This is a genomic window from Mesorhizobium sp. M1428, assembly GCF_040317515.1.
Lineage (GTDB): Bacteria > Pseudomonadota > Alphaproteobacteria > Rhizobiales > Rhizobiaceae > Mesorhizobium.
Genome location: NZ_JAMYKT010000016.1, coordinates 53,315 through 74,713, shown reverse-complemented (window position 1 = coordinate 74,713; position 21,399 = coordinate 53,315). Strand labels below are relative to the sequence as shown.

Here is a 21,399-nt window from a genome sequence, read left to right as displayed (position 1 = left end):
AGTTTCTCAATTCGGCCGACAACTGAGACGTCCGGTGCTCTTAGGCGGGGTAATCATACGAGATGCCTCCTGCAACATCATTTCCCGCATCCATAGGCTTGCCGGATCATTATTGTGAAGCGCAGGCCATTGGACGGCCTCCGTGAATGCGGCAGGAAGTGGCGGCGGAAGTTCGATAATCCGCAGGGGTGTTAATTTTGCGAAATGCTGCGCCAGCCGTAAGGGCATTGTCCCGATGCGGTTGGTGCCTGATAGAAGGGGCGGGATCATGCTAAAGCCCCGTACGACGACCTCGATACGTCTCTCGAAACCGTTCTCGAGCAAATACCATTCCTCGATGGAGGGCTGCCGGGTGTCCCCGAATTTAAGCACAACCTGCCCCATCGACAAGTATCGGTCGAATGTAAGTGGCTCTGACAGCTGCTTGTTCGTGCCGCAGCCTACGCATACGAGCATATCTTCGAACAGGGCTGCGCGAGGATGTTTCGACATGAACACTTCCGGCATAATCAGAAAATCAACGTCGCCGCGCCGGAGAAGCTCCTCGGGGTCGTCGGAAATAGGCAGACATTCGAAGCGGACGGCGGGAGCTTCCCGCGCAGCACGCTTTACGATCTTCTTAAAAAATACGAGTGTGAGGTAATCGGAAAGGATGATGCGGAAGCGACGATCCGATCGGGCCGGGTTAAAGGCGTCCCAGGAAATAATCGATAGCTGGATGTGCAGCAATGCCTCCCGGACTGCTGTGGCGAGCCCCTCCGCGCGCGGTGTCAAAATGAGTTCGCGGCCGTTCATCGTAAATAGCTCATCGCTGAAATAGGCGCGTAACCGACCGACGGCGGCGCTCATGGCCGGCTGACTCAGGTTAATACTGCGGGCCGCGGCGGTGACTTTACGCTCCCTGATCAAAGCGTCCAGCACAACGAGGAGATTTAGATCGAGTCCCTTAAAACGCATGTATTGACCTATCCGACGCGTGGATGGGTATCGCCAAAACGATCAATTTTACGAATGGTGAGTAGCGTCAACGCATCAGCCGACGACGAAATAGAGCAACCGATAGGAAGAACGGCAAAACCGTGTATATGCAAAGCGCGCCGATATGCAGGCCCATGCTGCCGGCCGGACGGCCAAGCATCGCCGGACGAATGAGGTCAATTGCATGTGCGAGCGGCAACAAGGAGGCGACGTCCTGAAAAGCGCCGGGCAATTGGTTGACCGGAAACATCGCGCCGCAAAGGAACAGCATGGGTGTTATAACAAGCGTATTATAAAATATGAAATATTCATAACTGGGCGCAAGCGCCGTGACGACCATCGCTAGACTCGCGAAGGCGAGGCCACTGAGAGCGATGACTGGCAGCAAGCAGAGGATGGATGGCCACGATGTGTAGCCGAGCGTGGTGGCAACAATAGTGATTGCTGTGCCCGCCATCAGGGCCTTGGTGGCTGCCCACGCCAATTCGCCGAGTAAGATATCGCCGAGCGTCAGCTGAGTGCATAGCATTCCTTCCCAGGTGCGCTGGTTGTCCATGCGGCCAAAACTCCCGTAAACCGTTTCAGCGGTCGCCGATGCCATCGCGCTTGTGGCAACCATGCCAGCCGCGAGAAACGCAATGTACGAAGTGCCCTCAACAGGACCTATCATTGTTCCGATGCCAAAGCCGAGACCGAACAGATAGATCATCGGATCGGCGAGGTTGCCGAGAACCGATGCAAGCCCGATTTTCTTCCATCCAAGATAGTTGCGGCGCCAAACCGCGACCCAATTCCACGCATTGGCGGGCATGGCCGCCGCATAACGTTCGCCCATTGTTCAGTCCTCCATCTCGCGCCCGGTTAGCCGCAAGAACACATCCTCGAGATTGGGGGGACGCTGCAGAAGGCGCAGACCCGCGCGCCCGCGTAGCTGCACCAGCACCTGCTCCGGATCGGGTGCATAGCAAAAAAGCGTCTCACCGCTCACCTCGATGCGCTGTGCGTACGGCCGGATCAGCGCACCCAGTTCATGCGGATTGCCGCCGTAGACCTCGACCACGTCACAGCCGATCTGCTCGTCAATGAGTGCGGACGGGCGGCCTTCGGCGATCTTGCGCCCCTCCTCCATAACGCACAGCCGATCGCACAGCCGCTCGGCCTCTTCCATGAAATGGGTAGTCAAAAGAATAGTCTTGCCCCGCGCCAGCAGCGATCGCAGCCGTTCCCAGATCAGGTGGCGGGCCTGCGGATCGAGGCCGGTGGTCGGCTCGTCCATCACCAGCAAGTGCGGGTCATTGATCAGCGCACGCGCGAGCGTCAGGCGCCGCTTCATGCCGCCGGACAGTTCGGCGACGCGCGCATCCGCTTTGTTCTCGAGGCGGGCGAACTCAAGCAGCGATGGTATGACCGCTTCGATCTGGCGTCTGCTCATCCGGAAGTAGCGCCCGAACACCAACAGGTTCTCGCGCACAGTGAACGCGGTATCAAGATTGTCGAACTGCGGGACCACGCCGATGCGCATACGTGCCAAACGGGCGCGCGCCGGCACTGGAGCGCCGAGCACAGTAATCTTCCCCGCATCAGGCGATGTCATGCCGAGGACCATACGCGCAATCGTGCTTTTGCCCGCACCGTTCGGTCCCAAGAGCCCGAAGCATTCCCCCGCCGCAACGCGGAACGACAGTCTGTCGACAACGAGCTTGTCATAAGTTTTGCTTACCTCAGTAAGATCGATCGCTACCGTGGACATGGGTTCATTTTACCTAGAGGGTCGCCTCGACCGGCGGTTGCTCGGTTGCCTGCCGGACCTGAAACTGTGACTCGTCTTCGCCATCCCAGCCGTCGATAAAGAACTGATCGACATCACAAGGATTTAGCCCCTGTTCCGCCAAAGCGGCGACAATTGCGTCGAGATTATCGATGGTTTGGTAACGCGGATTGTTGTGCCGCTTTTCCTGCTCAACGCAGAAGACGAGCCGTCCATCCTCGACAAGGGCGATCGCCCCATCATGGGTCAGCTTGGTACCACAGATGCGCATAGTGTCTCCACGTTAACGGCGATAGATTCGATTCATCAGGAAGCGGAAAGCGGGTTCCGGAAACGGACGAGCAAGCAGTCTTCGTTGACCGACTCGCCCCGACACTCAAGACGCTCTACCTCGATCAACGTTTCGTTCAGCATGGCGATGACCGGCTCAGCACCAGCGGCGTGACCCCAGCGACGGCAATTAGCATCCCTTGCCGATCCGAAGATCAGATGCCCGCCTGGCGCAAGCACCCGCACCAGGTTTTTGACGGCCGCGCGCATCTCGGCTATGTCTTCGAGGTAGTATAGGACCTCCGCCACAACGATCAGGTCAAACAACTCGTCGGTCGAAAACTGTTGAACATCGGAGACTATCCAGTTGATGCGCGACGGCTCCTTTATCCGTTGACGTGCTCGAGCAATCGCTTGCGCCACGACATCGATGACGGTGAGCCCTTGGCAGTAGGGAGCTAGCTTTTCCGTGAATGCGCCGGCAGCGCACCCGACTTCGAGGGCATTTGTAATGGAGCCTTGGGCAAGCGCCAGCTGGAGCATTTGCGTGTGGCGCTCCCGCTCGAACGGATTGCCGTCGAGGCGCCACGGATCGTCTGCGGCCAATTCCCGATCGAGCAACTGATGATTCATGTTCTGGGTCAAACTCGTCCACCTCTCGTCCACCTAGGTAATTAGCGATCACTCGTCGCCGCAGATGTTGCTCGACAGCGCTAATCCCGAAGAATCCGCGCAAGATTGAGCCTGCGAAGCGGAGCCGCATGCGGTGAGAATTCTGCCCTGCTTGATCCAGTGATCGGAGTTTGGGTGGGGGCCTGTTTTCCCCCAGTGTTCGATGTAGCGACAGCAGAGCTTCGCGACAGCCAATCGCTATTGCTCAATGTACACAGCGCGTAGGCCTTCAAGGGAAGTAAGAGAAAGATGTTGATGAACGTGTGCAGGGAAAAGCCCAGAAATCGAAACTGTCGAGCACGAAATGCTACCACGCAGCATCGGAGCATGGTCATGGACACAATCATCAGTCCTGTCCACCAAGGCACAGTGCCTGTCAGTGCGAAATGTGCGAGGCCCGTTAGTACCGATAGGGCGAGGAGTAGCGGCCCGAGATTCTGTCCGACCACGTCCAACGTGAGATAGCTATTGAGGCCGGGCAGCAAGCGCAGCCCAAGCAGCGTGTCCCGGAATGTGCTTCGTGCCCAACGGAGTTGTTGGCGCAGATACGGTCCGAGTCTGTTCGGAACGACTGTGGCCGCGATGGCGCCCGGAACGTACTCGGTTCGAAAGCCTGCTTTCAGCATGAGGATAGTGAGATGGCGATCCTCCCCGAAGTCGCTTGGCTTGCCCCGAAAAAATTGCGACTCGTACTGGTCCAGTAACAAAAGGAGCGCAGACCGGCGGTACATGGCACATGGGCCGCAACAGCACATAACGGCACCGAAGCGAGCCTGTGCCGCGCGCTCCTCGTTGCAAGCCAGCCAGTACTCCATGTCTATCAGCCTTGTCAGCCAGCTCTCGCTCCGGTTACTGGCAATCAACTGACCCATGACTGCGCCGACCGCTGGATCTCGCATCTTCGGTACAAGCTTGGTGATGACGTCGGACGCGAGTATCGTGTCTGAATCAACGTTAAGCACCAAATCCCCGGATGAGCGGCGTATCGCGGCGATCTGCGCCTTGCGCTTTCCAACATTCTCGGGAAGCAAAATGATGTCGAACCTAGGGTCGCGCGCGTAGGTTTCGTGGACAGTTCCTACGGCTTCGCGATTTCCAGAACCGTCATCAACCACATAGACCCGAAGTCTTCCGGCGTATTCTTGGTCTGCAATGGACGCCAGGCACTCTGAAAGCGTGCGCGGATCCTCGTTGAAGCAGGGGACGATGACATCCACGCTGGGCAGTTGATCGGAGCCGACGAGATCCTCCAACGCCGATGAGTCGTTTGTCGGCAGAGCATAAATCCCCTGCATGCTCTTATAAGCAGTCGAGAGCAGTGCATAAAGCGAAATGGCCACAGTGCTGGTTGTACCAAGAAGAGTCATGGGATCTCGTTTGTTCAGTGATGTTGAGGAAGTGAGCGGATTACAAATCCGCGCTCATGAAGTGCTGGAATCAGCCGGGACAGCGCCGTGACCGTCTGGTCGCGCAGACCGGCGTGAGCGCCCTGGCTCAACTCGCCGGGAGGGCATCCGTCGTGCAAGAGTACGATTGCGCCCGGCCGGACAGAGGCGAGCACGGTATCGATAATCGCGTCGACCCCAGGGCGAGACCAATCTCGAGGGTCGACGGACCAATGGAGGGCCGTCAGCCCGGCGATCTGTGACGCTGTGAAGACTTCTTCGCTCCAGGCCCCGTAGGGCGCGCGAATATAGCGCACCGAGGCCTGAGGGCACGCCCTCATGATGGCGCCGTTCGCTTCAAAGATCTCACGTTGCACTTCGCCGAAGCCGCATTTGTACAGATCCGGATGAGTCATCGTGTGGTTGCCTAGCTCGTGCCCTTCTGCAAACATTCGTTGGATTAGATCCGGGTGCTCTAAGGCGTAGGCGCCGATGACGAAGAAAGTCGCCGGCACCCGCTGCTCTGCCAGCACATCCAGAATCTCCGGTGTGAAAAGTGGATTGGGACCGTCGTCAAACGTCAGATAAACGCTGCGACGGCCGGTGCCGTCAGAGCACTCACGGCGCACTTCGTACAAGCAATCGGGACGGCTCATAGCTCTGGTCCGTTCCGATCGATCATCGTGCCCGTGGGCCATTCGCTGATCGGCCGTCCAACTGGCAGAACAATGGTGAGTGCGTCATCAATGCGTGTGGGCGGCAGGTCGAGGCGCGCCTCTGGTCGGGTGGAGCGCACGCGAATTCCCGACAAGACGGCCAAAGGGCTGTATCGCCGCCCGAACCTCTCAACATGATTCCGCAGCGCGTGCCGGACGGTTCCGAAAGCGAATGGAACGCCAAGCTCCTGCAGTATTGGAAGCACGACATGGATTGAATGGGCGATTCCGAGACTCTCAAGATCCGGACGTACCCCGTACAGGCCCAGCTCAGCCACCAACAGATCGACCGCGTCAACCTTGATGAAACGGCGCAGTATGCCCATGTGAGCCGCTACACCGTTCGAATCATAGGCGATTGCGCGGAGTTCAGGCCTGGCGCCGGCCCAGCTTCGACTACCTTCGAACGGTTCTGCGTTGGACGCCCCAGTCGGCCCGTAGGTATTACGAAAGAACTGGGCGAGCTCGACGTGGTCCGAGAGCTGCAACTCGTTTTCCCAGCACAATTTCCACTGCACCTGAGGGCGCATTCAGGACCTCTCTTCAAAATAGTTTCTTGCGGGCCGCATTACCCGGCCAAAGCGGCGGCGTTGTTGGCTGCACTCAACCGTTGTCGTTAGCGAAGGTGAGCCAGCCGGTGGGGCTCGCCAATGAGCTCTCTCGATGTTCCCGCCCGTCGCGGCGCCGTCGATTTGAGCTTGACGTCGGTCATTTACGTTCCTCTAATGCATGGTTCGTAAATTCGTAAAATTGATTGTTTAGATGATGCCCATCCACACGCTGGATAGATCAGGATATGCGGTTTAAGGGGCTGGATCTGAATCTCCTCGTTGTGCTGGACGCTCTGATCAGGGAGCGTAAAGTCACTGCCGCGGCCAACAGTATTAACCTGAGCCAGCCGGCCATGAGCGCCGCCGTCGCTCGGTTACGCGCCTACTTCAGCAATGAGCTATTTACGATGAACGGCCGCGAGCTCATTTTGACACCGCGCGCGGAGGGGCTTGCCCCAGCAGTCCGGGACGCATTGCTGCACATCCAGCTATCGATTATTTCCTCCGACGCCTTTAACCCAGCCCAATCGGATCGTCTCTTCCGAATCATGCTTTCCGATTACCTCACGCTCGTGCTTTTTAAGAGGATCGTAGAGCGTACTGCGCGGGAAGCTCCCGCCGTCCGCTTCGAATGTCTGCCTATTTGCGACGACCCCGAGGAGCTTCTCCGGCGCGGCGACGTTGATTTTCTGATTATGCCGGAAGTGTTCATGTCGAAACATCCTCGCGCAGCCCTGTTCGAAGATATGCTCGTATGCGTAGGCTGCGGCACGAACAAGCAGCTGTCAGAGCCACTTACATTCGAGCGATACTTGTCGATGGGGCATGTCGTGCTCAAATTCAGGCACACCCGGCAGCCCACCATGGAGGAGTGGTATTTGCTCGAGCACGGTTTCGAGAGACGTATCGAGGTCGTCGTACAGGGCTTTAGCCTGATCGCGCCCGTCCTATCAGGCACCAACCGCATCGGGACCATGCCCTTACGGCTGGCGCAGCATTTCGCAAAAACAACACCCCTGCGGATCGTCGAACTTCCGCCGCCACTTCCTCATCCCGCATTCACGGAGGCCGTCCAATGGCCCGCGCTTCACAATACTGATCCGGCAAGCCTGTGGATGCGGGAAATGATGTTGCAGGAGGCATCTCGCCTGGCGCCTTTGCTTGAAAGCTATTGAGCGTCTCGGGCTTCCCGGAGGCGGTCGCGATCGCGTAGGAGCGGTTGCCATTCGGGCGTCAGGCCTTTGGCTCGGCAGAGCGGCGCAGTTCCTTGCTGAGTACGAGGGCCAGGAACGAGCAGAACACATGCCCGGGTTGGTGCTGAGTTGACTGCCGCCTCCGATTTCGCGTGCGAAGTCCCAGAAGATGTCTAGCCCCACTCAAATGCCAACTTTGCCGGCCTTGCCGCGGCTTTTCACGCGCGGCCAGGCGAGGAGATGCCGGTCGACGAGGTCAATCCCAATGGACTGTGCCGGCCTCGCTCGGCTACTGGCGTGAGGCATCCTTGACGACACCGCCCTGGACCGACAACGTCGAGATGTTGGCAATGAAGCCGGTCGCGACCTCGCGCTTCCGCCTGAACGCGTGGCCGATCCGCTCACCAATTGGCGCTTCATCCTGGGCCGCGGCTGAGGCCTGTGGGGTGCGGCTACCCCGCGTGGATGGGATCATCAATCAACTTTCTCTCATTTATGAAAGGAAACTTCCCCGCTTACGATAGAAGCCATCAGTTTCATATATTTTCCGGCAGATGAATATCGAACGGCAGAAATGTCTGTCCTGGTGTTTCAGCAGTGCCGGTCTCGATAGCCCGCGTCATCAGCGTTATCAGCTCCTGGGAAAGCCGGCGCATTGGCGTGGCGACCGCCATCGTGATGATGTTATCAGCGAGTGCCGCCCGAGATTCCGGCGTGATTTCATTCACGATCGCGACGAGATCGCGACTTTTACCCTCTTCCCGGACCGCGGAGATGGCGCCCTCCATGCCGCCCCCGGCGACATAGAAGCCGACGAGCTCGGGTTCCCGCTGCATGAGATCAAGCGTTGCCTCGTAGGTGACCTGCCGTTTCTCCAGGTTCACAAGCGGATCGAGCACCTCGAACGTCGGCGCGTTCTCACGGCAATAGGAGCGAAAGCCGACGTCACGGAGCTCGTGCCCCTGGAAACGATGGCTACCGACAAACACCGCCACCTTGCCGGGCCGTTTTGCGACCTTGGACACCATCCAAGCGGCCGTGCGCCCCACCTTGCGGTTGTTGAGGCCGATATAGCCCTGTCGCACGCCGGCGGCGAAGTCGGAAAGCAGCGAGAAAACCGGAATGCCTTTGGCCTTGAGGTCCTCAACCGCTGCTGTAATTTTTGGGTGGTCCGGTGCCACCATCGCGATCGCATGGCAGCGTGCGCCCAAATCCTTGAGCGGTGCGATTAGGTCGCTCGGCATATGTGACGGGGCGAATTGGATGAGCGGAATGCCGTGGAAGGACTGGGCCAAATTGACCGACGCTTCGACCTCGCGCGCAAAGTCTTGGTAAAAATGCTGGGCCGGTTTTCTCAAGATGAAGCCCAGACGGTAGCACGGTAGGTCTCGCCGCAAGCGCTGCTTGATGAGCCCGGCAGCATGATAGCCGATCGCGTGGGCGGCGTCGTGGACCCGCCGCGCGGTCTCCTCGCGCACCGGATGGCGGGCGTTCAGAACCCGATCGACCGTTGCTACGCTGACTCGGGCTTCGCGGGCGAGATCGGCAATTGTGGGGCGCTTGGTCATGGGTCCTATTCTGATTGGTTTTTGACGCAGGCTGGCTCTCTGTCACCTAGCGCGATTCGACAATGGTTTCGGGTGGGCAAAGTGAAGACGCCCGCATACTGAATGATCGACAGCGTATTGGACTACTCCAGACGTAGACCGGCCGGGTATAACAGAAGGTTCATTCGCTTAGGGCGGCGACGATTTGCACTCACACATTTAGCGCTTCTGATACATGGTCCGTGAGGCGCCGTTTAGAGCCTGCGAGTCGATCGTTCAGGTCATGTGACCAGCTTGGCGAAACCGGTCGCGGTGCGTCGCCCTTACTCGGCGGAGGATAGCCGGTTTGATGCCTCGGCAAGCTGATGACCGGAGAAGGCGGCTTTCATCTGCGCTCGGTCCAATTCTCCTTCCCAGCGGGCAACGACGAGGGATGCCACTGCGTTGCCGACGCAATTCGTCAGCGCCCGGCATTCGGACATGAAGCGGTCGATGCCGAGTATCAGTGCCATCCCAGCAACGGGAACACTCGGAACTACGGCGAGCGTAGCAGCCAGGGTGATGAAGCCCGCACCTGTTACACCTGCAGCGCCCTTGGAGGAAAGCATCGCAACGAGCAGCAGCAGCACCTGATCGCCGATTGACAGATCCGTGTTCGTCGCCTGCGCGATGAAGAGGGCCGCCAGGGTCATGTAGATATTCGTGCCGTCCAGATTGAACGAATATCCGGCCGGGATGACGAGACCCACAACCGAACGCCTGGCGCCCGCCTTCTCCATCTTCTGCATGAGCGAGGGGAGCGCGGCCTCCGAGGAGGACGTTGCGAGGACAAGCAGCAGCTCTTCCTTGATGTAGCGAATGAGAGAACAGATCGAAAAGCCGTTGTAGCGGCAGACCGCGCCGAGAACCCCGAACACGAAGAGGAAGGCGGTGAAATAGAACGTCGCGACCAGCATCGCGAGGTTGACGACCGAACCGATGCCATATCTGCCGATGGTGAAGGCCATTGCGCCGAAAGCGCCGATCGGCGCGGCTTTCATCAGAATGCCGACGAGCTTGAAGACAGGCGCGATGAGCGCCTGAAGGAAGGAAACGACAGGCTTGCCCGTCTCTCCGGCCATCGCGAGCGCCATGCCGAACAGAACCGAGAAGAACAGCACCTGCAGGATGTCGCCTTCCGCGAAGGCGCCGACTATCGTTGGCGGGATGATGTTCATCAGGAAGCCGGTGACCGACTGCTCGTGGGCCTTTGCGGCATAGGTATTCACGGCCTGGACATCGAGCGAGGCCGGATCGATGTTGAGGCCGGCGCCAGGCTGGACGACATTGGCGACGATCAGGCCGACGATCAGCGCGAGCGTCGAGAAGGTGAGGAAATAGACCATTGCCTTGCCGGCGACCCGGCCGACCTTGTGAAGATCGTTCATGCCGGCAATGCCGGTCGCAATTGTCAGGAAGATGACAGGCGCGATGATCATCTTGACCAGCTTGATGAAGGCATCACCCAGCGGCTTCAGGCTCTCGCCGGTTCCCGGATAGAAATAGCCAATTGCGACGCCGAGGGCGATGGCGGCAAGCACCTGCGCGTAAAGCTTGGCATAGAAGGGTTTGCGGGGCGCGGGACTCGCGCCGCGGACTTGTGCAGCTGACACTGTTTCTCTCTCCCTGACCGGATCGAGGTGGCGTGACTTCTCCCGGGCTTCTCCCTATCGCGGCGCTCCGGTCGAACGCTGCACCAACGCCGCCGCAATACCCATGCCAAATGGATCCGCATGACCTGAACTGACGTTGGGCTCGCCAATGATGGGATGAATGCGGTGGCACAAGACGGGAATGACAAGGCCGCCGTCCAGCACGCGCTTGATGTTCTCCGGCAGATTGCCGGTCGATCTCTCTGGCTTGCGGTTTTGCTGCACATCGTGGTGGGCTCCTCGGTTTGCCGACTTTGGGAAGGGCCGCATCGCTGGCACCAGAGCGGAGAATTGCCGTGTTCTTTGCCGCGCTGCCGCTGCAGCGACAGCTTGAAAGCGACGTCGAGACGTAGGGATTGACGCCGCTGGTGCTGACCGCGACGATGCGGTTCAGAAGTTCCGAGCACCGCCGAGAAAGCCGCGCTCGACCGCCACCTTCGCGCCTTCACACGCGACGCCGCCGCCTTATCTGTGTCATCAATATCGAGGAAATGGCGGTTGCCGCGACCGACCAGTGTCGTCGGCAGTGATTATCGCTCCCGCCCCTGGTTCGCAAGCGCTGGTGAATGGCACGGCCCGGCAATTTATACTCGGCGCGGTCAGCCGCTCAGGCACCGCATCGCCGGCGCCGTATTTCTGTCGTTCAACATCGCCGACAAAAAATTAGAACTGATGAATTCTATCATAGGCCGCGAGGTTTCCTTTCACGAATGAAAGAAAGCTCGATTGACTATCCCGCCTCGCTCCAGTCTTTTGAAAATCAACGTGTGGTTGCCCCCGTGCAAGCCGAGAACGTGGCCAAGCTTCGTGGAGGGAGAGCCAAGCGATGCGTCAGGGGTCGACCCGCTTTGCACTCGACCACACGGCGGTGGCACGAGTTCACGTCAGAGCATTTTCGCGCTTGCCCGCGACGTCGCGGGCGCACATGCCGCCGGCATGCATTTCATGGCGCGAGATCGAGGATCATATGCACCACAACATTCCCAAATCAGAACAAAATGCCAGCGAGTGCCGCATTTCGCTTCCGGATGCGAAAAGGGCTTACCCAAAGTCCGAGATGAACACCGCGGTCCCTTTTGTGCCATCGCACGAGCACGCGCTTATCGGCATCTTCGAAATATCGAAAGTACTCACCGACCCCGCCCGGCTCGAAGTCACGTTGGCCAAGGTCGTCGATCTCCTGCCCTCGTTTGTGCAGATGCGGCACGGCATCATCGCTCTCTTCGACGCTGAGGGCGCACTGGACATCACCGTAGTCACCGGCTGCGACGAGAACAGCGATGAGCGCTCCCGGATGCGCCTGCCGCGCAAGGCAATCGATCTGATTGTGACGACGGACACGCCGCTCGTCGCCGAGAACATAGCGGTGCATTCGGCCTTCACTGCCGCTGACATAGAGGTGCTTGGGGCCTCCGACCCCGTGTCGTTCATTGGCGTTCCCATTCGTGTTGATGGGAACGCCGTAGGCACGCTGACTATCGACCGCGCCTTGGACAGCAGGTCAACGTATCGGCTCGATTATGATGTCCGGCTGCTCACCATGATCGCCAACATGGTGGGACAGACAGTCAAGTTGCACCGCTTCTCCGCGGGCGACCGCGAACGACCGACAGAGGTGGAAGATCGGCTGCAAACGCAATTCTCTGATGTCAAGCACCCTGCACCGCCGCGCAAGAAGGTTCACGTCAAGGGGATGATTGGCGATAGTCCGGCGCTAAGCGCGCTGCTCGAGAAGATCGCAGTGGTAGCTAAGGCAAAGACCACGGTTCTGTTGCGAGGCGAATCCGGTACCGGGAAGGAGCTGGTCGCCAAGGCAATTCACGAGTTGTCGCCGCGCGCCAAGCGGCCCTTCATCAAACTCAATTGTGCAGCGCTGCCAGAGACAGTCCTGGAATCCGAATTGTTCGGTCATGAGAAGGGTGCCTTCACAAGCGCGTTCAATTCCCGCAAGGGTCGCTTTGAGCTCGCCGACAAGGGGACGTTGTTTCTGGATGAGATCGGCGAGATCTCGGCCTCCTTCCAGGCAAAGCTACTGCGCGTGCTGCAGGAGCAGGAGTTTGAGCGCGTCGGCAGCAACCAGACCATCAAGGTCGACGTTCGCGTGATTGCCGCCACGAACAGGAACCTTGAAGAGGCGGTTGCAAGGAATGAGTTCCGCGCCGACCTATATTATCGCATCAACGTGGTTCCCTTGCTGGTGCCGGCATTACGCCAAAGGCGCAGCGATATTCCGCTCCTCGCAGCTGAGTTTCTCAAGAATTTCAACGATGAGAACGGCCGTACGCTGACCTTCGATGCGCGTGCAATTGAAGTACTGATGAAATGTGAATTTCCCGGCAACATTCGCGAGCTTGAAAATTGCGTGCACCGGACAGCGATCCTGGCGGAGGGACGATCAATCGGGAGAAACGACTTTGCGTGCTCCCACGACCAATGCTTTGCCGAGGCGCTGCGGAAGAGCAGATCGGGCAAGGCCGCGCTGCAACCAGCGCCGATCCTCCCAGAGGCAGTGAATCCGGCCACGCCGCCGGATGCGGCCGCTCGTTCGGCCGCCACCACAGTCCCGCCTGCCGGAGCAACCCACTCATTGGGCGCGAGGACCACCGACGCCGAGCGCGTCATTGCTGCCATGGAAAGATGTGGCTGGGTGCAGGCAAAGGCGGCGCGCCTGCTTGGACTGACCCCGCGCCAGATTGGCTACGTGCTGAGGAAATACGGCATCGAGGTCAAGCGTCTGTGAAAGCATGACCCAGGCGGATTAGCTGAGACCGCTTAGCGGCTTGGCCCGCGCAGGGATGCAGATCCGCGTCCGCGTCAAGTCGATTCGACCGAGGACAGCCTGGCCGAATTCCCGTGGCAGCCGGCGTTGCGACCATCTTGTGAAAGGCGACGCTGCCATCGTCAATCCGTCCGCCATGTTGCTCTCGTTGCGAGCTCATACGGATGCCCCTGTGCGACTGAAACGGAGATAAAATATGTCCGATGCAAAACTGCAAGCTGTGCTTTCGTCTCTTCCGCAAGGGACGCGACAGTTAGATGCTCTGCCGTCCAACGGACCAGCGCCGGACAAAAGTTTTGTCAAGCTGAATACGAATGAGAACCCGTTTCCGTTGCCGCCAATCATAATGCAAAGTGCAGTGGCGGCCCTAAATCGCCAGTATCTGTATCCGGACGACGATAACATCAGCTTGAGGGAAGCAGCGTCCAATACCTATGGGGTATCCACGGATCAGGTCATCGCAGGCAACGGGTCGTCTGAACTGCTCGGACTCATCTACAGAGCTTTCCTCGCCCCTGGCGACAAGGTGGCGATGATATCGCCAGGGTTTTCGTTCAACCGCAAACTTGCCATGTTGCATGGTGCTGAGTTTCTCGAGATCGGATGTCAAACTCATTCGCTGCCAATGGAGCAATTGCTTTCCGGTCCGGCAAAAGACGCCAAGTTCATTCTGGTGGCCAATCCAAACAATCCGACCGGAACATTCCTCTCGATAAGCAATATCGAACGCCTCGTGGCACAATCGGATCGCCTGGTCGTCCTTGATGAGGCCTATGTCGACTTTGCACCCGATCACGGGCTGCGCCTCATCAACCGATATTCGAACCTTCTGATCTTGAGAACATTTTCGAAGAGCTATGCCGCCGCCGGCATTCGCGTCGGTTTCGGTTTCGGTCACCCTGAGATTATTGGCAGGCTGCGCAACATCCAGAACGTCTTCAACATGAACGTGATCGGGCATGCGGTTGGTATCAGCGTGCTTGCGCATCGCGGCGCCTACGCAGAGAACCACAAGCACATCAGACATGAACGACAGCGAGTGACAGCCGCACTGTCGCAACTTGGATTTTCCGTAACGCCCTCCCACGCAAATTTCTTGCTAGCCCGTGTGCCAGCGGGACAGGACGGCTCATGGTGGCAAGCAGCCTTGGAAAGGCAAAAGATACTCGTTGCCTACTTTCCGGACAATGGTTTGGAACATTGCATCCGCGTCAGCATCGGCACAAAAGAGCAATTGGATGCATTTCTTGCTGCCGCTCGCGATATAGTTGGAAGCTTAAACATACCAAGCACCACGGGCAGGGGAGCGTCAGGCTCTGCTCGTTCGGTACGCTGACGCTAATCCGATATCACACATTGCTATCTTTAGGCTTGCTTGGTCACCCAAGCACGACAACATTTTTCTTTAAAATCGGGGACAATATCGAGTGACAAACGTCTTTCCTTCAAACCTAGCCTTCGGCATCTTCGATCATCTGGACGAGGACGGCCTCGATATCGCCCGGCAGTACGAAGATCGCCTGATATTAGCAGAGGCGTGCGATCAGCTAGGGTTCTATGCCTATCATCTCGCAGAGCACCACTGTACCCCTCATGGGAGAGGTCCATCGCCGAATCTGTTCTTATCGAGCGTCGCCCAGCGCACCCGGCGCCTGCGTCTCGGACCCTTGGTGATGCTGCTTGCGCTTTATCATCCGCTGCGTGCGTTCGAAGAGATCTGTATGCTGGACCAGTTGAGCGGTGGCAGGCTCGAACTGGGCATAGGGCGCGGTGCTCTCCCGATCGAATTGGGTTACTTCGGGATTGGTGCGGACGCGGTGCCGGGCCGCTATGCGGAAGCCAGCGAAATTCTTGTTGAAATACTTGTTAATGCGATGAAGGTTGGCACGCTGTGCTATCAAGGCCGCCATTTTGAGCTCAATGACGTTCCTTTGACGCTAAGACCTCATCAGCGTCCACATCCGCCGACATGGGTCGCCGCCAATCGACCCGAGTCCGCAGCCTGGGCCGCTGCGAATGGAGCAAACATCGCGTGTGTAGGGCCTTCCTCTTCTGTTCGCAAAACTACAGATGCCTTCCGCGCCTATCGAGAGGACAACACTGACACGGGCGATCGAGCGCTATTTATTGGATTGCTCCGAATGGTGGTGGTTGGGCGTTGTGACACACATGCCTATTCGCTCGCGGCACCTGCTTACGAACGATGGCTCAAGAGCTTCCAATTCCTTTACGAGCTTAATGCCATCCCGACTCCACCAAACCTGCCGCTGACCTTCGATGAGGCAGTAGAGCGTGAACTGTGCGTGGTAGGATCAGCAGAATCTGTGCGAAAAGCTCTGTTAGATCAGTTGGAAGAGGCAGGTGCCAACTACCTGCTTTGTCAACTGGCATTTGGAAATCTGCCGCTAGATGCTTCCCTGTACACCGCGACGACCATTCAATCCGAAATCATGGCTCGACTTGTCTGACCGTGAAATTGGCGGTCTGATCTGAATTAAATCGTAGTAACAGCGCTCCCTCACATCCACGTGCTCGAGCGTGCAAGTGGTGGGGGCGGGCAATCGGGAGGGAGGCCAAACTGACGACGAGCCGGCGGCACAGATTACCAGGTTTGTGCGTTGGCTGGCGTCTGGGCCATCGTGTGAACCTGCACGATCCTAAGGAGATGATGGCCGAGCGCGTCACGATGCGGGCGCGTCTGCTCGTCGCGCTCGCGCTAGTCGTTGCCCATAGCCCGCCGCAGAGGTTCTTCTCGCCAGGGGCGGCGCCGGTGCGGCCCCCAGATCCAGCTTCATCAGCAGCTCGGCGGTAGCAAAGCCGTCACTCGCTACGGCGCTGTTGAGGGCGCGCTCGCGAGCGGCTTTGCTACGCCGAGCGACACCACCTGGAGCGAGTTCGCCCGATGTCGCGGGTGCACCGCGGTCGGATAACGATGCTGGAGGAAATCGTTCGCAGCCGGTCTTCACGATCTGCGCGAGTGCTTTGCATGAATGCTGCCTGCTTCCTCGTCTGCGGCGGCCTTGTGTCCGCCGGCACGCCCGAAGTCAATGCCAGTACCACAAGGCCGCCAAGACGTCAGGTCTGGGAGCCGGCTTGTACGGTCGTATCGTGTTCGGGAATATCGTCGAAGGAGGCGTAGTTGAGATTGTAGAGTTTTGAATACAGGCCCCCCATGGCTATTAGCTGATCGTGGTTGCCAGTCGCAATAACTTGGCCATTCTGAAGCACGATGATGCGGTCGGCACCCCGGATCGTGGCAAGACGGTGGGCGATGACGAGGCCAGTGCGCCCTTCAAGCAGCTTTATCAGAGCCTTCTGAATCTGCATTTCCGTGTAGCTGTCGATGTTGGCGGTAGCTTCGTCGAGCACGAGGATCTTGGCGTCGGCGACTAGGGCGCGGGCGAAACTGATAAGCTGGCGCTGGCCGAGAGATAAGTTGTCGCCGCGTTCGCCAAGTTGGGTCTCATACCCGTCGGCGAGGCTCATGATGAAGTCGTGGGCGCCGACCGCCTTGGCGGCCTCGATCACCTTGTCGCGCGTGGCTTCCGTCTTGTGGTATCGAATGTTCTCGAAGACCGTCCCGGTGAACAGGAACGGCTCCTGCAGCACCATGGCGACCTGGCGGCCGAGCGATTCCTGGGTGAGATCGCGCACATCATGTCCGCCGACCAGCACTTGGCCCTGCTGAACATCATAGAAGCGGTGGACCAGGGCCATCGCGCTCGATTTGCCGGAACCGCTCGGCCCGACCAGTGCGACCGTCTCGCCGGGATTGACCCGGAAGGAGACATTTTTCAGCACCGAACGGTTCGGATTGTAGCCGAAGGTGACGTCCCTAAACTCGACCGAGCCGTCCATTTCGGGCGAAAGCACCTCGGCATTGGGTTTGTCCTGAACATCGATCTTGACGTCGAGCACATCGGTCAGGCGCTTGCCTGAGGCCATGGCGCGCTGCATGACCGAATATTGCAGGGTGAGTGAGCGGATCGGGTCAAAGAAGCGCTGGATGTAAAATAGGTAGGCAACCAATACGCCCACATCTATTCGGCCATTCATGACCATCGAGCCGCCGACCACAATAACGGCGGCCATGGCGAGGCCGGTGAGGCCATCGACGATAGGCACCATGACCAGTGCATATTTGGCAGCGATCAGGTGGGTCCTGAGGTTGGCATGGGCCTTGTCGTCAAAAAGGATGAAATTCACCTGCTGGCGGTCCATGGACTGGACGGTGCGCACGCCGTGAATGGCTTCGGCCAGCGCGCCGTTGACGACGGAATTAGTCTCGTGTGCAGCCATGAAGGCGGCGCGGGCACGCGGCAGCCAGACAATGCGGACGATCACCAGGACCGGCAGAACCGAGAGCGTCAGGAGGCCGAGGCGGAAGTCGAGCCACAGCATTACGAAAACGATGCCGAAGAGAAGCGCAACATCGCCTACGGAATATACCGAGGTTTCGAGGAATTCCTGTATGGAGTTGACGTCGCCTTGCAGGCGCGACATGAGGCGTCCGACCTCGGTCTTGTCCATGAAGGAGAGCGAAACCTTCTGCAGATGGCCAAACATGGCGCGGCGGATGTCGAACAGGACAGTTTCGGCCACTTTCCCAACCACGGTTTCCTGCATGTAGCCGGCAGCGAAATTGACCAAAATCGCCAAAACGAACGCGCCGACGGCCGCGAGCTGGGCTGAGCGATCGGTCCTTGCCGGGTTCATGCCCTGGTCGAGCGCGTAGCGGATGATCAACGGGATGAGAAGCTGCGTCCCGGTGAAGATCAGCATTGCTGCAATCGTGATGACTACCCTGGCTCGATAGGGACGGACGAAAGCCCCGATGCGCCGGAGGATGCTCTTGTCGAAAGCCCGGCCGAACATCTCCTCCTCGATGCGGTGCGAGCCGACAACCGCGCGCGGAGGGCGTCTACCGTCGTCACGTTCGGCTTCGACTTCGCCGGCGCGGCCCTGCGCCATCAGCGGGCGCCCCCATACTGGGTCATATTGTCATCACCCGGGCGCGTCTGGAGATCGTAAAGGGCCCTGTAGCGTCCCCGCTTCGCCAAAAGCTCTTGATGCGTGCCGCGTTCTACGATTTCGCCGTTATCCACAAAAAGGATCTGATCGGCATGCACAAGCGCACTCAGCCGGTGCGCGATGATGATCGTCACCCGATCCTTGGCGAAGCGCCGCATCGCCGCGCGGATGCGCTGCTCGGTGCCGGCATCGATCGCGGCCGTTGAGTCGTCGAAAACGACGACGGAGGGGCGCAGCATCATGGTGCGAGCAATCGTGAGACGCTGGCGCTGGCCGCCAGAGAGAGAGACGCCGCGTTCGCCCACGACCGTCTCGTAGCCTGCTGGGAGCCCGAGGATGTAGTTGTGGAGCTGGGCGAATTCGCCAGCGCGTTCGATTCGCTGTCTCTTCGCCCAGGGATCGCCATAAGCGATGTTGTTCTCGATCGTAGTGGTGAATAGGAATGCATCCTGCTGTACGACGGCGACCGCCTTGCGAAGCGTCGCGAGGGTGACATTGCGTACGTCCTGGCCGTCCAGCGTGACGGCGCCACCGGTCACGTCGTAAAAGCGGGGGACCAGATGAGCCATCGTCGATTTGCCCGAACCCGGCGGACCGACGATCGCGATCGTCTCGCCTCTACGGGCCTCAAAGCTGAGGTTCTTCAAAATGGCGCGGTTTTCGGCGCTGGGGTACGCAAACGAGACATTGTGGAAGCGCAGAGTGCCGTCGCTTATCTCGAGCGGTCTGGCCTCGAGAGCATCCCTGATTGTGATCTCCTGGTCGAGGAGACCGAAAAGCCGCGAACCGCAGCTAGAAGCGCGGGCAAAGGCATTGACCATGAGGCCGATCTGGCGGACTGGCATTTGCAGGATTGTCATGAAGGTCAGGAAGGTCGCCACCGTTCCGACGCTGATCTCGCCAGCGACGAGCTTGCTGCCACCGATCCAGAGCACCAATCCCATTGCGAAAAAGAAGGACAAGGTCATCGCCGACGTGCTGGGCACGTAGATGTCAACGCGGTCGTGGGCGAGGTCGAGCGCGTTCTTGGAAGCGCCGTCGAACTTCAGCATCTCGTAGGCTTGAGCCGCAAAAGCGCGGACCACGCGGATGCCTGCGAGATTTTCCTCCATCACGCGGCTCAGTACCGAAAGCCGCTCATGCAGGTCGAGCCAGGTGGCGCGCAGCCTAAGCTGTGTGGCCGATGAGCGCCAGGCGACAAAAGGCACGAAGCTCAGCGCGACCAGGCCGAGCATGGGATCGGTCGAGATCATCATGTAGGCGCCGATCCCGATCAGCATGGTGAGCAGGAGCACGCGAACGAGCGCGGTGGAAAAATACATCCGCACGCCTTGGAGATCGAGCATTCCGATGGTGATCAGATCGCCTGAATGGACCCGGTCGTGAAAGGAAAAGCTGAGACGCTGGATCTTGTCGTAGTAGGCGAGCCGCAGTTCGTACGCGACATGATGCCCGACGGCTTCGGCAAAATAGTTCTGCGCCATCGTGAAAAGGCCGCGTAGCGCGCTGACGGCGAGCAGCAGGAGAGCCGGGGTCCAGAGCGCTTGTCCTGCCGCCGTCCCCGCGACACCGCCCCCGATGGCTGTCTGGGTCTGGTCGACAGCCCGGCCGAGCAGCTGGGGAATGAGCAACTGGAGGATTGCCGCCATGATCGTCGAGCCCATAGCGAAGGCGACCTGCCAGGGATGCCGCAAATTCATACGCGTGATACGCAACAGCGTACTCAAATCCCTGCCCCAGCGCGCCGCTTCCACATGGGTCAACGAATTCAGAGCGTTCGTTGCGCTGCCGATAGCATCACTGCTCACGGGTGTATTCCCGACTGCATTTTGCGCCTTCGAGGCAAGCCGAAGGACCAATCATCAAAGGGGCCCGCCATTGTTAATCCTGTCCACCACCTGCAGCAGTGCCCGTTCCTATAAGCCGAGCCGCGGCTTCACTTACTGGCATGTCGATCACCGTGATTCCGCTTGCCGCAAGGAAACGCGCTTCGTTTCTGGTCAGCGTTTCCGCGTCCATTACCGCGCAATGTGGACCTCGGGAGCGCTTCATGATCTGCCTGGCGTAGGTGCGCAGCATCTGATCGTTGAAGCGGCAGCCAACGAAGAAAAATCCACGGGTGATGCGCCGTTCCTTCACCACGTCTGGGAGCGGTGTCTGGATATCGATTTCGGTCAGGACTTCGACATAGTCGGAATCTGCGACGAGAAAGTTTTGCGCCGGCCTAATACTCCCGTGAGGTGTATAGAGAACCGTCTTTGCCCCCGATCGGGGGTCGAGTTCCCTCCCGGACAAATCGTAGGTTTTCGTCCAAATGTCCCGGATTTCGTTCGCCCGCGTTACGCCCTGGATCTCGACGACGTCCGTTCGGCCGGTCTCTACGAGAGCCGTGCGCATCGCGCCGTCGTACCAGCTGTCGACGATGAGGGAGAGCGGCAGCCTTGCGAGCCAGGCGTGGAGGAGGGTAGGCGCCATCGGCGCTGCGAATATGTCGGTCATCCAAGCTTGAAGCGTCCGGCGATGCCGGCGCTGTTCGATGAACTGCGCAACCGACCACATATTGGTGCGGATCCTGGAAGGGGCTGGCGCCCGTGCATTGAGTGCCGCGGCAACGACCTCGGGCGTATGCGGCACAGGCGGTTCCGCACAGTTGAACCCAAGAAGACCCGGACCGAGATAGGGGATCACCTCATCGGCGGCGAGCGCTTCCTTCGCCAGGTCAAGCAGCTTTTCGGCAAAACTGTCCCGCACGATGACCAGGTGGCCCGATGTCAGGATCGTGTTCATGCTCGTTTCCTCGCGACGCACCTTATGAACG

Annotated in this window: 19 protein-coding genes and 1 pseudogene; 5 read left to right on the top strand and 15 right to left on the bottom strand. The window is 59.0% G+C overall.

The annotated features are described in order from the left end of the window. Positions 1–6: 6 nt before the first annotated feature. The 8 genes and pseudogenes from NKG60_RS21900 to NKG60_RS21865 form a co-directional block, all read right to left on the bottom strand. Positions 7–957 (bottom strand): LysR family transcriptional regulator, encoded by a 951-nt coding sequence (locus NKG60_RS21900; RefSeq protein WP_352975539.1) that lies wholly within the window; start codon positions 955–957, stop codon positions 7–9. A gap of 67 nt (positions 958–1,024) precedes the next feature. After that, positions 1,025–1,813, bottom strand: coding sequence for an ABC transporter permease (locus NKG60_RS21895; protein ID WP_352450738.1), 789 nt, complete (start codon positions 1,811–1,813; stop codon positions 1,025–1,027). A 3-nt stretch (positions 1,814–1,816) separates the two neighbouring features. Continuing rightward, positions 1,817–2,728, bottom strand: a complete 912-nt coding sequence (gene nodI / locus NKG60_RS21890) for a nodulation factor ABC transporter ATP-binding protein NodI (protein ID WP_352457037.1) — start codon at positions 2,726–2,728, stop codon at positions 1,817–1,819. A gap of 55 nt (positions 2,729–2,783) precedes the next feature. Next, positions 2,784–3,017: pseudogene (locus NKG60_RS21885) on the bottom strand (carbamoyltransferase N-terminal domain-containing protein); the annotation flags it as partial. Between the two features lie 35 nt (positions 3,018–3,052). Further along, positions 3,053–3,649: a nodulation methyltransferase NodS gene (gene nodS / locus NKG60_RS21880; protein WP_352450799.1), complete on the bottom strand. Its 597-nt coding sequence runs from the start codon at positions 3,647–3,649 to the stop codon at positions 3,053–3,055. An 80-nt stretch (positions 3,650–3,729) separates the two neighbouring features. Beyond that, on the bottom strand, positions 3,730–5,055 hold the full coding sequence (gene nodC, locus NKG60_RS21875) for a chitooligosaccharide synthase NodC (protein ID WP_352457036.1): 1,326 nt from the start codon (positions 5,053–5,055) through the stop codon (positions 3,730–3,732). 14 nt (positions 5,056–5,069) lie between these two features. After that, entirely contained in the window at positions 5,070–5,729 is a 660-nt protein-coding gene (nodB, locus tag NKG60_RS21870) for a chitooligosaccharide deacetylase NodB (RefSeq protein ID WP_352457035.1), read from the bottom strand. After that, positions 5,726–6,319 carry a NodA family N-acyltransferase gene (locus NKG60_RS21865; RefSeq protein WP_352483781.1) on the bottom strand — a complete coding sequence of 198 codons (594 nt, stop codon included), beginning with the start codon at positions 6,317–6,319 and terminating at the stop codon, positions 5,726–5,728. The genes nodB and NKG60_RS21865 overlap by 4 nt, the downstream gene beginning before the upstream one ends. 266 nt (positions 6,320–6,585) lie before the next feature. Here NKG60_RS21865 and NKG60_RS21860 point away from each other — a divergent pair, with 266 nt between their 5' ends. Beyond that, positions 6,586–7,515 carry a LysR family transcriptional regulator gene (locus NKG60_RS21860; protein ID WP_352591353.1) on the top strand — a complete coding sequence of 310 codons (930 nt, stop codon included), beginning with the start codon at positions 6,586–6,588 and terminating at the stop codon, positions 7,513–7,515. 307 nt (positions 7,516–7,822) lie between these two features. Here NKG60_RS21860 and NKG60_RS21855 read toward each other — a convergent pair whose 3' ends face one another. The 4 genes from NKG60_RS21855 to NKG60_RS21840 all read right to left on the bottom strand — a co-directional run bounded on the left by NKG60_RS21855 (position 7,823) and on the right by NKG60_RS21840 (position 10,996). Continuing rightward, the gene (locus NKG60_RS21855) at positions 7,823–8,008 is read right to left on the bottom strand and encodes a hypothetical protein (RefSeq protein ID WP_352591356.1); all 186 of its coding nucleotides are present in this window, start codon (positions 8,006–8,008) and stop codon (positions 7,823–7,825) included. A 61-nt stretch (positions 8,009–8,069) separates the two neighbouring features. Continuing rightward, the gene (locus tag NKG60_RS21850; protein WP_023678260.1) at positions 8,070–9,101 is read right to left on the bottom strand and encodes a LacI family DNA-binding transcriptional regulator; all 1,032 of its coding nucleotides are present in this window, start codon (positions 9,099–9,101) and stop codon (positions 8,070–8,072) included. A 302-nt stretch (positions 9,102–9,403) separates the two neighbouring features. Continuing rightward, on the bottom strand, positions 9,404–10,732 hold the full coding sequence (locus NKG60_RS21845) for a dicarboxylate/amino acid:cation symporter (protein ID WP_352591359.1): 1,329 nt from the start codon (positions 10,730–10,732) through the stop codon (positions 9,404–9,406). A 54-nt stretch (positions 10,733–10,786) separates the two neighbouring features. Then, positions 10,787–10,996 carry a hypothetical protein gene (locus NKG60_RS21840; RefSeq protein WP_156937379.1) on the bottom strand — a complete coding sequence of 70 codons (210 nt, stop codon included), beginning with the start codon at positions 10,994–10,996 and terminating at the stop codon, positions 10,787–10,789. 273 nt (positions 10,997–11,269) lie between these two features. On the opposite strand from NKG60_RS21840, the gene NKG60_RS21835 reads away from it, so the two are divergent. From NKG60_RS21835 to NKG60_RS21820, 4 genes are all read left to right on the top strand, one after another. After that, positions 11,270–11,485, top strand: a complete 216-nt coding sequence (locus tag NKG60_RS21835) for a hypothetical protein (RefSeq protein ID WP_352591362.1) — start codon at positions 11,270–11,272, stop codon at positions 11,483–11,485. A gap of 253 nt (positions 11,486–11,738) precedes the next feature. Further along, a complete protein-coding gene (nifA, locus tag NKG60_RS21830; RefSeq protein WP_502912322.1) occupies positions 11,739–13,511 on the top strand; it encodes a nif-specific transcriptional activator NifA in 1,773 nt (590 codons plus the stop codon). 235 nt (positions 13,512–13,746) lie between these two features. Next, positions 13,747–14,886: a histidinol-phosphate transaminase gene (hisC, locus tag NKG60_RS21825; protein ID WP_023678255.1), complete on the top strand. Its 1,140-nt coding sequence runs from the start codon at positions 13,747–13,749 to the stop codon at positions 14,884–14,886. Between the two features lie 91 nt (positions 14,887–14,977). Then, positions 14,978–16,018, top strand: coding sequence for an LLM class flavin-dependent oxidoreductase (locus NKG60_RS21820; protein ID WP_352975535.1), 1,041 nt, complete (start codon positions 14,978–14,980; stop codon positions 16,016–16,018). Between the two features lie 607 nt (positions 16,019–16,625). On the opposite strand, the gene NKG60_RS21815 is transcribed toward NKG60_RS21820, so the two are convergent. From NKG60_RS21815 to NKG60_RS21805, 3 genes are all read right to left on the bottom strand, one after another. Beyond that, positions 16,626–18,521, bottom strand: coding sequence for an ABC transporter ATP-binding protein (locus NKG60_RS21815; protein ID WP_352975533.1), 1,896 nt, complete (start codon positions 18,519–18,521; stop codon positions 16,626–16,628). Then, positions 18,521–20,389, bottom strand: coding sequence for an ABC transporter ATP-binding protein (locus tag NKG60_RS21810; protein WP_352975531.1), 1,869 nt, complete (start codon positions 20,387–20,389; stop codon positions 18,521–18,523). The genes NKG60_RS21815 and NKG60_RS21810 overlap by 1 nt, the downstream gene beginning before the upstream one ends. 73 nt (positions 20,390–20,462) lie before the next feature. After that, positions 20,463–21,368: an SIR2 family NAD-dependent protein deacylase gene (locus NKG60_RS21805; protein ID WP_352975529.1), complete on the bottom strand. Its 906-nt coding sequence runs from the start codon at positions 21,366–21,368 to the stop codon at positions 20,463–20,465. Positions 21,369–21,399 lie beyond the last annotated feature (31 nt).